Annotated in this window: 9 protein-coding genes; 5 read left to right on the top strand and 4 right to left on the bottom strand. The window is 70.3% G+C overall.

The window, feature by feature from the left end:
* The first annotated feature begins 64 nt into the window (after window positions 1-64).
* Complete coding sequence (locus WMF31_RS36030; protein WP_436606282.1) at window positions 65-1222, top strand: alpha/beta hydrolase family protein; 1158 nt, start codon at window positions 65-67, stop codon at window positions 1220-1222.
* Window positions 1223-1320: 98 nt separating this feature from the next.
* Window positions 1321-1893 carry a hypothetical protein gene (locus WMF31_RS36025; RefSeq protein WP_436606281.1) on the top strand — a complete coding sequence of 191 codons (573 nt, stop codon included), beginning with the start codon at window positions 1321-1323 and terminating at the stop codon, window positions 1891-1893.
* Window positions 1894-2038: 145 nt separating this feature from the next.
* Here WMF31_RS36025 and WMF31_RS36020 read toward each other — a convergent pair whose 3' ends face one another.
* Window positions 2039-3487 (bottom strand): cytochrome P450, encoded by a 1449-nt coding sequence (locus WMF31_RS36020; RefSeq protein WP_436606280.1) that lies wholly within the window; start codon window positions 3485-3487, stop codon window positions 2039-2041.
* A 360-nt stretch (window positions 3488-3847) separates the two neighbouring features.
* Here WMF31_RS36020 and WMF31_RS36015 point away from each other — a divergent pair, with 360 nt between their 5' ends.
* Window positions 3848-4348 (top strand): hypothetical protein, encoded by a 501-nt coding sequence (locus WMF31_RS36015; protein ID WP_129344283.1) that lies wholly within the window; start codon window positions 3848-3850, stop codon window positions 4346-4348.
* Between the two features lie 10 nt (window positions 4349-4358).
* Here the strand turns inward: WMF31_RS36015 and WMF31_RS36010 are convergent, their stop codons facing one another.
* Window positions 4359-5840, bottom strand: a complete 1482-nt coding sequence (locus WMF31_RS36010) for a protein adenylyltransferase SelO (protein WP_436606279.1) — start codon at window positions 5838-5840, stop codon at window positions 4359-4361.
* Window positions 5841-6144: 304 nt separating this feature from the next.
* Between WMF31_RS36010 and WMF31_RS36005 the strand changes: the two genes are divergently transcribed.
* Window positions 6145-7080, top strand: a complete 936-nt coding sequence (locus WMF31_RS36005; RefSeq protein WP_129344287.1) for a YkgJ family cysteine cluster protein — start codon at window positions 6145-6147, stop codon at window positions 7078-7080.
* Between the two features lie 3 nt (window positions 7081-7083).
* Here WMF31_RS36005 and WMF31_RS36000 read toward each other — a convergent pair whose 3' ends face one another.
* Window positions 7084-8589: a DUF1552 domain-containing protein gene (locus WMF31_RS36000; RefSeq protein WP_129344289.1), complete on the bottom strand. Its 1506-nt coding sequence runs from the start codon at window positions 8587-8589 to the stop codon at window positions 7084-7086.
* A 4-nt stretch (window positions 8590-8593) separates the two neighbouring features.
* Window positions 8594-10330 (bottom strand): DUF1592 domain-containing protein, encoded by a 1737-nt coding sequence (locus WMF31_RS35995; RefSeq protein ID WP_436606278.1) that lies wholly within the window; start codon window positions 10328-10330, stop codon window positions 8594-8596.
* A gap of 938 nt (window positions 10331-11268) precedes the next feature.
* Here WMF31_RS35995 and WMF31_RS35990 point away from each other — a divergent pair.
* Window positions 11269-12798 (top strand): DUF1592 domain-containing protein, encoded by a 1530-nt coding sequence (locus WMF31_RS35990; RefSeq protein WP_436606277.1) that lies wholly within the window; start codon window positions 11269-11271, stop codon window positions 12796-12798.
* The last annotated feature ends 5 nt before the right edge of the window (window positions 12799-12803 follow it).

Genomic DNA, 12803 nt, shown 5'->3' with positions numbered 1-12803 from the left:
TCGCAATCGAGATTCGTCGTGCGAACAGAGTCACTTTCTTCGCTCATTCTATTATGGAGTCGATATGAGAGGTAAATCAACTTGGGCGTTCACCTGGGCCGCCCTGGGCATGATCATCGGCGCTTGCAGCGGCTCGAACGACGGCGACCTCGGGGGGAGCGGCGGAGCCCCGGCGGACGCGGCAGGGAGCGTGAGCGGAGCGGGCGGCGAGCAGGCGGGCGCTACCACCGGAGGGCCGCTGCCCACGGGCTCGGGGAGCTCACAGAGCACGACCGGAGGGGCTGAGCCCTCCGGCTCGGGCGGCGGCGCGAGCGGAGGAGCGCCTGCCGGCGGCGGCGGTGGCGGCGGCGGGGAAATGGCGGACGGGAGCGGAGGCTCGGGCGGCGACGGCGGCGGCTTTACCGGCACGTGCACCGAGTCACGACCGGCTGGTCGAACCGTGTCGGGGAGCGGCCCTCATGAGGTCGTCGTCGAGACGAACTCAGACCCGGGCATCAACCAGGGCACCATCTTTCGTCCGGCGGATCTCGGCGGGGGCGCCAAGTATCCGATCTTCGTCTGGGGGCAGGGCGGATGCTCGCGAGACGGGCTCGCGAATGAAGCGGCCATGGCCGAGATTGCCTCGCATGGCTACTTCGTGGTGGCGGACGGGACACCGGAGAGCAAGGAGCCCAACCGCGAGCTCGGCGGCGGAGGCGACGTGCTGCTCGCCTACGTCGACTGGGTGATCGCCGAGAACGAGAAGCCTTGCAGCGCCTACTACCAGAGCATCGAGACCACGAAGGTCGCCGCGAACGGCTTCTCCTGCGGCGGCTTGATGGCGGCGGGGACCGCCGCGGATCCCAGGATGACGACCTGGGGACACACGAGCAGCGGCACCTTCTCGCCGGATCAGGCCTTCTACGACTCGATCCACACACCCGTATTGATCGTCACCGGCACCGCGGACAGCCTGGGCGCGCACGAGAACGGCGCGAGAGACTTCGAGCACATCGCCGCCCTGGGGGATATCCCGGTCATGATGTTCGCCAAGGTCGGCGCGGACCATGGGGGCGATCTGTGGGCTCGGAACGGCGGCGAGTTCACCAAGGTCAACCTGGCGTGGCTCAACTGGTGGCTCAAGGGCGACGAATCGGCCACCGGCAAGGGCATGCTCGTCGGCGCGAGCTGCCCCTTCTGCAGCGACAGGACCTGGGAGGTCTCTTCTGCCAATCTGCCCTAGCGATGCCCCCGCGAAGGGTGCGCCGCGCGTCGTGCGCGCCGTAACCTGGGCCTCGAGGAGCTGGCCCGCCCGGGGGAGCGGCACCTTCACTTCGAGCCATGCGTACCGTACCCGACCACCTTCGCCCCATGATCGGCCGCGTGCGCGCTGCGCCGGCGCAGGATCCGCCCGTCCCCTGGCATCGGCGTGCTGCGTACGCGGTCGGCGGCCTCACCGACGTGGGCTTCGGCCGCGGGTCGGATCTCTTGCTCGTCGTCTCGCACGCCGGTCGCGGGGTCTTCGACTGCCTCACCGGGCAGCGCGTCGCCCGCGATGCCTCCGTGCCCGAGCCTGGTGAGGACGACTGGCAGAACACGCAGGAGCTCGAGGCGGAAGGGATCGGTCCGCTGGCGGGCCAGGCCGTGCGCACCTCCGGCCTCGCCGGCGGTGGGCTCGCGCTCTGGACGCCGGACGGCTGGAAGGCCGAACGCCTCGCGCTGGACTGGCCCGAGGAGTCGCTCCTGCTCGTGTCGCCAGGGTCGTGGATCTACGAGACGCGCGCCGGTCGGTCTGTCGAGTTCACGAAGGTCGCCGCGGCGCGCGAGGTTCGCGCGTGGGGGTTCTCACCGACCGGCGAGAGCTTGATCCTCGCCACGAGCAGCGATGTGACGATCTTCAGTCGGAGGATCTGAGCGCCATGGCAGCGGTCGCCCGAAGCGAGGAGGGCGGCGCCCTCCTCGACCTCGCGTCGAGGGCCGTCGTCCAGACGTCCTCTCCCCGCGGTGCCCTCTAGCGCCTCCCGGCGGCCCGGCCGCCTCGTGGGCGGCGCGCGGCACGTCACCGGCGCCGGGGCGAGAACCGGACGACCAGCCCTTCCGGCTTCATGGTGAATCCGAACAGCTCCTTCACGGGCCGCCCCGGGTCGGCGAGCGACACGTCGAAGTCGCGCGCGACCATGGCGCCCACCATGGCGCTCTCGATCAGCGACAGCGCGCGGCCGGGGCAGACGCGCGGGCCGCTGCCGAAGGCGAGCGCCGCGCGCGGGTCGTGCTTGCCGGCGCCCGCCGGCCGTGGGGTCAGCCACCGCTCGGGCACGAAGGACGCCGCGTCGTGGAAGCTCTCCTCCTTGAGGCCGACCTGCCGCATGAGCACGATCATGCGCGCCCCCGCGGCGAGCCGCACCGGGCCGAGCGTCGTGTCCGCGCACGCCTCGAGGAACAGGACCGGCGCGGCGGACTTCAGGCGGAGCGTCTCGTGCGCGACCGCCCCGAGATACCGCAGCCGCTGCGCGTGCTCCGGGCCCTCGGGCAGGTCCGCGTCGCCGAGCTCGGCGTCGACCTCGGCCCGCATCCGCGCCTGCACGTCCGGGCGCAGGGCCATGAAGTGGAGCATCCACGCCATCGTGTCGGCCGTCGTGTCCTCCCCGGCGAACAGCAGCGTGAGCACGTTGCCGAGCACCTCCTGGTCCGACAGCCGCGCCTTCGGGTCCTCCGCGTCGCGCGCCACGAGCATCGCCTCCAGCAGCGAGCGGGGCGCCGTGGCCCGCGCAGGGTCCCTGTCGAGCTCCGCGCGGGCCGTCCGGATGATGTCCAGCATCCGCCCGCGCACCTCCGAGAGCGCCTGCTCCGCGGCCCGGTCGGCGGGCAGCTTGAGATGCCGCCAGTAAGGAAAAGGCGCGGAGGCGCGGCGGCTGACCGTCGCGAAGATCGTCTCGATCTGGTGCGATAACGGGTCCACGCCGCGCTCGATGAGGTTCATGTCCATGCCGAACGCCACCGCGGTGGTGACATCCACCGTGTAATGGGTCAGGTCTCGCCGCGCGTCGACCGGCTCTCCCCGCGCGGCCGCCGCGCGCCAGCGTTCCCGGAGCCGGCGGGTGATCGTCGAGATCACGCCGTGGCTCTCGCGAAGCTGCCCGGGGGTGAACGCGCTCATGACGAGCCGCCGCTGCCGCGTCCACTGGTCCCCCTCGGCGGAGAAGACGCCGCCAAAGCCCATCTCCTCGATGACCTCCTGCAGCGTGCTCCAGCGCCGGAACTCCTTTGGCCGCTCGCGGAGGACGCGCTGGACGAGCTCGACGTTGCTGACGACGAGGATCGGCCTGCGACCGAGCCAGAACGTGTAGAGATCTCCATACGTGCGGCTCCAGCCTTCGAGCGTGAGGTGGAGCTGGGTCGGGCGGATCTCGAGCAGGTTGCCGAGGAAGGGCAGCCTCCGCGGCCCTGGCAGCGTCGAGAGATCGCGCGCGCTCGCTGCGGGGATGACCTCTGCTCCAACGTTGACCATGGTCTCCTTTCCACAGGGCGAGAGCGCCCCGCGCCGGCGCCGCCGCCGGGGTGAACGTGAACCATAGCTCGCCTTGACGGGCCGCGATCCAACGAAGCGCGCTTCGCGAGACGGTCGCGGCCTGGCGGCGCGTCCCGGTGGCGCTGCTGCTGCCGCGCGCGGCCGCGGCGCACGCGGCCGCCTCACCCGCGAGGCGCGGCTCTCCGCCGCCGCGAGCGACGCGCGCGCCCCGGTCCTCTTCGAGGTTGGCACCGAGGGCAGGGGGTGGCTCATGATGGCGCAACCGCGACGCTGCCCTGCCGCCGCGGGAGCCCGGAGATCGATCGACCTGCCAGGCACGAGTTATGCTTTACTCCTGGCATGGCACACCAACTCTCATCGAAATTCGTTGCGTCATGGTGCTTCGCGATCCTCTCCAGCGCGGGCTGCACGTCCGAGGTACCGCAGGATCCCGATCTGGGTGCATTGGGTAGCGACGTTTCGGAGGAATCGCAGCCAGACCAATCGTTGACGCTGGAAGAGTGTGCAGAGCTCGGAGGGGCGCCTGTTGGCCTCGTGGGGACCCCACGACGGCTCGGCGATCCGAACGTGGATCTGTCACGCGACGATGAATGTCCGGGCAGTCGTGCTCTGAAAGGCACGCTCGAGGCCGAAGGCGACGCCAACGGGGGCATTTGCTGCGAGATCCCGCCGTCGCTCACCTTCGCAGAGTGCACCGAGGCCGGCGGACAGAGGCTGCTGGACCGCGGTGACGGATCCCTCTACGTCGCAGGCTGCGAGCAGGGGTCGAGCCTGATCGGCTGGCTCACGGCGTGCGACGGGGCGCTCTGCGGCGAGGGGGGCATCTGCTGCCGGCCGTGAAGGGCGGCCCTCACGTCCCGCAGAACGTGGCTTGCACGCGCTCGTCCGGCAGCGGGGGCTCGCTCAGGTGCGCGAGCTCCGGCTGATCGTCGTACGGCCGCTCGAGCGCCCGCACGAACGTCTCGAAGGGCGCGAAGTCCTCACGGAGGACGGCCGCCTGGATGAGCGCCTCGATCCGGTGGTTGCGCGGGATGAACGCCGGGTTGACGAGCCGCATCGCGCGCGCGCGCGTCCCGTCGTCGCCGCGCGCGGCGTCCTCCCTGGCGAGCCGCCGGCGCCACGCCTCGGCCCAGTCGCGGTAGGCGCCGGGCTCCGCGAACAGGGAGGCCACGTCCGCGTCCGCGACCGGGTCGGCCGCGGCGGCGCAGAGCCGGCGAAAGAAGACCGTGTAATCGACGCCGTTCGACGCGAGGCGCTCCAGCAGATCGGCGGCGAGCGCGAGGTCTCCCTCCTCCTCGCGCTCGAGCCCCAGCTTGGCCCGCAGCACGCGCCCGTGCGCCGCCACGAACAGGGGGGCGAAGCCCTGCACGCGCTCGGTCGCCAGGCGGACGGCCTCCTGCTCGTCGTCGGCCAGGAGGGGCAAGAGCGCCTCGGCCAGCCGCGCCATGTTCCACTGGGCGATGCGCGGCTGGTTCCCGAAGGCGTAGCGGCCGCCCCGATCGATCGAGCTGAACTTCTTCGCGGGATCGTACTCGTCGAGGAACGCGCACGGCCCGTAGTCGAGGGTCTCGCCGGAGATCGATGTGTTGTCGGTGTTCATCACGCCGTGCACGAAGCCGACGCCGAGCCAGCGCGCGACGAGGCTCGCCTGCGCCTCGATGACGCGATCGAGCAGCGCCAGCGCGTCGTTGCCGCTGCCCATCGCCTCGGGGTAGTGCCGGGAGAGCGCGTACGACGCGAGGGTGGAGAGCGCCTCGCGGTCGTCCCGCGCGGCGAAGAACTGGAACGTGCCCACGCGGAGGTGGCTCGCGGCCACGCGCGTGAGCACCGCGCCGGGGAGCACCTCCTCGCGATAGACCGGCTCGCCCGTCGTCACGGCGGCGAGCGCGCGCGTCGTCGGCACGCCCAGCGCCGCCATGGCCTCGCTCACGACGTACTCGCGCAGCACGGGCCCGAGCGCGGCGCGCCCGTCCCCGCCGCGCGAGAACGGCGTCCGCCCGGCGCCCTTGAGCTGGATGTCGCGTCGCCTGCCGTCCTTGCCGACGACCTCGCCGAGCAGGATGGCCCGGCCGTCCCCGAGCTGACCCACGAAGCTGCCGAACTGGTGGCCCGCGTACGCGAGCGCGATCGGCTCGGCGCCCTCGGGCAGCGCGTTGCCCGCGAGCACCTCCGCCCCCTCCGCGGAGGCGAGCTGGTCCGCGTCGAGCCCGAGCTCCGCTGCGAGCGCGCGGTTGACCTTCACGACGCGCGGCGCGCGGACCCGGGCGGGGGAGACGCGCGCGTAGAAGCGGTCCGGAAGGCGGGCGTAGGTGTTGTCGAACGCGAGCTTCATCGGCGGACCTCGTGGCGCGTGAGAACCCGTAGCGCCATCCGGGCCGGCATTCTACAGGAATCCACGGCGAACCGCGCGCCCGCGCCGCTCAGCGATCGATCGCGCGCAGCAGCTCCCGCCCGAGGCCGATGCGCTGGACCGCGCGTGTGCCCTGGTGAGCTCGGTGCGCGAGCGATCAGGTGTTCGCGCGAAGAACCTTGGTCGCTCTCGGCGCCCCGGATGTCTCGCGGACGGCTGGATCGAGTGATAATCTGTTGCCTCGTCGACCGCTCGGGCAGCAGCCACGTTCCAGAAACCGGCGACCATGAACCAGAGGAACCCGAAGACGCGCCCGGCTCGCCCCGCGGCCGGGAAGAAGGGGCGACGCGTCCACAAGGACGCCGCGGGTCGCGTGCATCTCACGGTCCTTCGCGATCCCGCGAGCGGGAACGAGCGCGTGGCGCTCAGGAGCCCGGTGTTCCGGGAGGCGTGGCAGAACGACGTCGCGACGGCCGCGGCCAACACGGCCTACGCCGTCCTGCGCGGCGAGCCGAGCGTGGATGGCGCGATCGAGCTGGCGCGGAACGCGATGGCGGCCACGTCGCGGCTCGCCGAGGGGCTCCTGGCGCGCGCGCCCAGGGGCGCCGTGGCGTGCAGGGCGGGCTGTGACCATTGTTGCCATCAGGCGGTTGGGCTCACGCCGCCGGAGGCGCTCGCGATCGTCGACCACCTGAAGACGACCTTGTCGGGCGCCGAGCTCGCGCGCGTGGCCCATCATGTGTCCGCGTGCCACGAGAGGACGCGAGCTCTGCCATCGGCGGAGCGGTTCTCACCGGACCTCCCGTGCCCTTTCCTGGCGTCGGGGCGATGCTCGATCTACGAGGTTCGACCGCTGTCCTGTCGAGGAATGAACTCGCTCGATGCGGCAGAGTGCGAGACCAGGCTGCGGGACCCCGAGGCGCGCGCCGCGTACCTGGCGCGCGGCCTGGGGGGGCGCTCGTTCATGGAGCCCATCCGCGCGTTCCACGCCATCAGCGCCGGTCTGCAGCTCAGCCTGTCCGAGCTCTTCCGCCTCGACATGCGCCCCCTCGAGCTGACGGCGGCCGTGCACCTGCTCCTCTCGGGGCCGGAATCGCTCGCCGACGCGTGGATCCGCGGGCAACAGCCGTTCGCATCGGCGCGCGGCGCCGACGAGGGGAGGGATCCCGGCCCGGGCGAGCCCATCGAGGCGCTGGATCTCGCGCCCGGCCGGGATCCGTGAGGCTCACGCCTTGAGATCGGTCAGCTCGCCCGGCTTGGTGATGCCGGCGTCCGCGTTCCTGCTGTCGAACTGACCCCACGCCTCGACGGGCCCACCGCCCGGCGTCGTGCACCCGACGGCGTTCATCAGCGTCACATAGAGCTTGTTGATCGGGACGTTGCCGGTGTTCGAGCCCGTGCCGAAGCCGACGCTGGTGTCGCCGCCCGTGCAGTCCGCCTCGCTGTTGCCGGTGCCGAGCTTCCCGCCCTCGAGGTTCACGACCTGGCCCTGCTTGAGGTAACCCCCCGCGCTGCCCGCGATCACGATCGGCAGGTTGTTCGTGTTGTGGGCGTTGCCGTCGGCCAGCTCCGGGAGCCACATCGTGGCGGTGTTGTCGAGCAGCTTGCGATCGCCCTCCACGATGCTGTCGAGCAGCGCGACGAACCGCACGTACTTGCTCGCGTACCATGCGTCGATCTCGGCGATCATGTCGAGCACGCCGTTCTTGCAGGTCCCGCCCACCTCGAACGACCCATTCCGGTGCGAGAGGCCGTGGTGGTCGGCGTCGTGGTCGATGCCGTCCCAACCGAACGTCACGTAGCCGGGGTATGCGAAGACGATCGATCGGTTCATGTCGCAGATCATGCTCAGCGCGATGAGGTTCATCATCATGTCCCCGCCGGTCGTGAACGAGGTCGCGAGGCCACCGCCGAACCCGCCGCCCGAGCTGGCGGCGTCGACCGCGCTGGCCGTGACGCCGTTCGCGACCGCGCTCGCGTCGTTGCAGGCTGCCGGGGCGAGCTTCTGCTCCGTGCTGCGGAGCAGGTCGAGCCAGTCGCCGACCCGGCGCTGATCCGCCTGGCTCATGTTGAGCCGCTGGTAGCTCTGGAGGTCGTCCCTGACGAGATCGATGGCGCTCTGTCCGCGCCGGACGCGGTAGTCGCCCTCGGTCATCGCCCCGCCCCCGAACAGCCCGGTGAGCTGGGTGTACAGCGTCTTGGGGTTGACCACGGCCGGAAAGGCGGTGTTCGGCGCCGAGAAGGACAGCACCTCCTTGATGCTGGTGCTCGACGAGCCGACCGAGAGCACCAGCGGGCTCGCCCCGCCGGGGTTGATCTGCTTGGCGATCTCGTGGTCGAGCGAGTGGGACGTCGCGTACCGTGTCTTGTCGTCGTTGATCAACGCGCAGGTGAGCTTCGAGCCCATCGCCTGATCGTGCGGGTCGATGGTCTGGATCTCCGCGTAGGAGTTGAACATCTTCAGTCCACGCGGGAACAGCAGCTTCGACACGAACGGCGTCAGCCCCGCCAGCGTGGTGCCCGCGAGGTGCTCGGCCGTGAGCGGGCCGTTCTCGATGGTCGGGAACCAGCGGTTGGTGAGGCACCCGTTGTGCGTGTAGAAGATCACCAGGCGTCTGGGCAGCGACGGCGTGGCGGACTGCGCCTTGACCTCCCGCTCGTAGACGGAGCTCAAGAATGGAGCCGCGAGCGCGGCGCCTGCAACACCCTTCAGAAAGACCCTGCGCTTCATTGGCCTACTCCAGTGCTACGGCTCGGATCCGGAACGACTCGGACTGCGTGAGGTCCGTGATGAGATCGAGGACCGTGTACCCTCCCGCGGTGATCTTCGTCGCCAGGTCGTCCACCGTGCACGAGTCCAGCGGGTGACCATCGCGCTCGTAGGCATACGAGACCCACTTCTGCGCGTACTGGCGCTGCGCGTTCGGGGAGGCCGCGAGCCTCGCCATCAGATCGACCGGGCCCGTGACCCGCACGGGCTCCCCGTCGATGCGCACGTCCGCGACCGTGTTGATGGGCGCGCCGGTGGACGCTTCCTGCGTCTGCCACGTCCCCACGGCGTCGTACGCCTCCATCACGAAGCCCGGCGGGTTGATGTAGTTGTGGTGGCACCCGGCGCAGGCGGCGCCCGCCGTCTGCGCGTCCACGCGCTTGCGGTTCGTGTCGAGATCGGCCCCTTCCGGCAGCGGGGTCTCGAGCGCGCCAGGAGGTGGGGTGCCCGGGTCGATGCCGAGCACGTCCTTGGTGATGAACACGCCGCGAAGGATCGGTGAGGTGCGGTTGTACGACGAGTACGCGTTGAGGAAGCCCACCCGCGTCAGGAACCCCGGCCGCTGCGACGCGTCGAGCGTGATTTCCTCGAGCTCGGACCCGAACCGAGCGGGGTCGAGCCCGTAGAGCGGCGCCGTCGCCGCGTTCACGAAGGCGATCGGGCTGAGGAAGAACTCCTGGAACGTGCCGCCGAGCGTGAAGACCACATGATCGAAGAACCGCTCGGTCTCTTCCGCCATGATCGGAATGAGCGAGCGATCGAACACCGGGAACAGCGTCGTGTCCCGCTGCGCCGAGTCCCACCGGGTGTTCGCTCCCAGCTCCAGGTAGTCACGATGGAAGCCGGCTACCATCTGCCGGGCCCTGGGGTCTTGCAGCATCCGCCGGGCCTGCGCCCGAATCTGCTCCGAGGTCGAGAGCTGCCCCTGATCGGCGGCCTGGTTCAGCGCCTCGTCCGGGATCGTCCCCCAGAGCATGTACGAGAGACGCGACGCGACCTCGTGATTCGAGAGGGCGAAGCGCCCGGCTCCGTCCGGCGTCTCCGAGATCTCCGCGCGCTGGATGAACGACGGGGAGATCAGGAACATGTACAGCAGCACCTCCGCGACCTCCTCCGGAGCTCCGCTTGCGGTGATCTCGGGGCCCTTGGCCACGATCGCGTCGAACCTCGCCACCTCCGCGTCCGTCAGCGGCCGGCGGAAGGCGCGCCGCCCGAACTCGATGACCGTATCGTGCAGGCACGCGGCGCCGTCTCCCGTGGGCGTGCACTTCAGGAAGTTGCTCCTGAGCGCGGGGTCCGACATCACCTGCGCGGCGATCATCTCGGCCACGGACGTGTAGGCGCTCCAGCCCAGATCCGTGAGGCCGCCTGCCTGGTCCGTTGCCAGCAGCGTCGAAGGCGCCACATTGCCAGAGGCTGTCAGCGCCGTGATGCCCAGGAGATCGCGGACCGTCCTGTCGTACTGCGCATTCGTCAGGCGCGGGATCTGAGAGGTCGCCGCGATCCCGGGCGTGCACTCGCCTGGAGAGCCCGGCGTCCCCGGACCCGCGCCGGTCCCGGGAACGCCGGCGCCCGAGCCCGTCCCTGCTCCGGTGGGGTTATCCCCACCCGGCCCCGAGTCGGCCGGATCGTCTCCGATGGAGCCCATACAGCCAGCCGACAACGCCACGGCGGCGAGCATGCCGCTCCTCCAGGTGTACATCACGCTCACCTCAGGTAGTGTGTTCCCGCTCGAAGGACGCAGGCAGAAGCCGCGAGGTGGTTATGTTCTAACCAGCGCGCAGCGCGCGAAGGCCGATAAAGAGTTCCGCCTTGCGTCGAGGATTGTCGCACGTGGGCATGACCCACGGCAATGCGGTCCCCGGGGGCTCTCATAATTTCCCGATTGCTGCTCCAATTTTCCATTGGAGATGCCGGGTGGACCCGATGCCGTTCAGCCTCGTCGAGGCGAGCCCTCGGCGTCCGTGCAGCGCCGCCGCCGTGGGCGCTCTCGCAGGCGAACCGAACCGTGGCTCGACGCTCTTCAACGAGGCATGTCCCCCGAGGAGGCGTGTTCAGATCCAGGACCCCCGAGACCAACGGTCCGGGACAGACGCCTGCCCAGGATGGCTGGACCTGGCCTTGAACACCGTATCATCGAGACGCAGCGCGTCGACCGCCATGCGGTATCCATCCACCGCCGCACCCGCGATCTCCAAGGGCACCGCGCCACCCGGACGAGCCCCGCTGGGCCGTGGAGCGATGGGCACCCCTTTGACGCGTGGATGAATTGTCGAATTGGCGGCACTTTCCCACGAGATTGGATCGCGTGAGGATTCATGGTGGGTCCACGCGATACGATCCTCTGGTCATTTGAGAAAGGCAGATGTCTAATGACGGCGCGTCAGCGTGCCCGTCGGCGGGCAAGGAGCGGCAACGATGTCCAGGTCATCACGTCACGAGCCTGCGGGGCCGCGTGGAGGCTCTCGGTGGGCAATTCCGATAGCACTGGTCTTGGCCAGCGGCTGTACGGGGAACGTGGGCGAGCCTTCTGCCATGGATTCCGGCTCGTCCGGCCCCGGGAGCTCCGGTGCGGGCACGCCCGGTAGCGCGGATTCGGGCGGCGGCGGCACCAGCGGGGCCGCTTGCCTGGACGGCCGCGTGCATCCCGGGCGAGCGCCGCTGCGGCGTCTGACACGGTTCGAGTACAACAACACCGTTCGCGACCTCCTGGGCGACACGACCCAGCCGGCGTTCTCGCTGCCGAGCGAGGATCTCGGGAACGGCTTCGGCAACGACGCGGACACGCAGTCGGTCTCGAGCCTGCTGGCCGAGCAGCTCGGCACCGTGGCGGAGGGCGTCGCCCAGCGCGCGACGGTGACCCCGGAGGCGCTGGCGAGGCTCGCCCCGTGCGCGAGCGACGTGACGGCGGCGAACGAGGAAGCGTGCGCGCGCACGATCATCGAGCGGCTCGCCCCGCGCGCCTACCGCAGGCCGCTCGCCGCCGGCGAGGCGGACGAGCTCCTCGCCCTGTACACGGCGGGGCGCGCGGACGCGACGTTCGCCGTCGGCGTCGCGACGGTGATCGAGGCGCTGCTCCAGTCGCCGGATTTTCTCTACCGCGTCGAGTGGGGCACGCCCGATCCCGAGCGCCCCGAGCTCCGCCGGCCGACGGGCGACGAGATGGCGACGCGGCTCTCGTACCTGCTCTGGGGGACGATGCCCGACGAGGAGCTGCGCATGGCCGCGCAGGCCGGCGAGCTGTCGACGAAGGAGGGCGTGCGCGCGCACGCCGAGCGCATGCTCGCGGATCCCCGGGCGCGGCGCGTCATCCGGTTCTTCTTCGACAACCTGCTCCCCATCAGCAACCTCGCGGATCTCGAGCGGGACGCGGAGACCTTCCCGACCTTCTCGCGCGCGATCGGCTCGCTGATGCGCGAGGAGACCCAGCGGTTCCTCGAGCACGAGATCTTCGAGGGGACCGGCACCTGGCCGTCCATCCTGACGGCCCCGTACACGTTCGTGAACGGGCCGCTCGCGGAGTTCTACGGCATCTCCGGCGTGACGGGCGACGCGTTCCAGAAGGTGCCGCTCGACACGACCCAGCGCCTCGGGCTCCTCACCCAGGCGGGGGTGATGGCCGGGACGACGCACTCGAACCTGACGAACCCGGTGGTCCGCGGCTCGTTCGTGGTCCAGAAGCTGATGTGCCGCGTGATCCCGCTCCCCACCGGCGAGATCCTGGAGCAAGTGAAGCCGCCGGAGCCGTACACCGGCGCGACGGCGCGGGAGCGCTACAGCAAGCACAGCCAGGATCCGGTCTGCGCCGGGTGCCACAAGTTCATGGATCCGATCGGGTTCTCGTTCGAGAACTACGATGCGGTCGGCCTGTTCCGCACGACGGAGAACGACGTCACCATCGATGCGAGCGGCTCGGTCCCGGGCACGGAGGGCACGGTGAACGGGCCGATCGAGCTGGTGCGGAAGCTCGCGGAGACCGAGGAGGCGCAGCGCTGCTTCGCGGCGCACTGGGTCGAGTTCGCCTACGGCCTCACCCTGCGCGCCGAGGACACGTGTACCCGGGAGGCTGTCACGGCCGCGTTCGAGGCGTCCGGGTACAACGTGCAAAAGCTCCTGATCGATCTCACGCAGACAGACGCCTTTCATTACATGGTTTCCGGAGGGGAGTGATGGTC

Source organism: Sorangium sp. So ce1036, assembly GCF_051369805.1.
Classification (GTDB): Bacteria; Myxococcota_A; Polyangia; order Polyangiales; family Polyangiaceae; genus Sorangium; species Sorangium cellulosum_F.
Note: the sequence above shows the minus strand (reverse complement) of the source record. Positions and strands in the feature narration are given on the sequence as shown.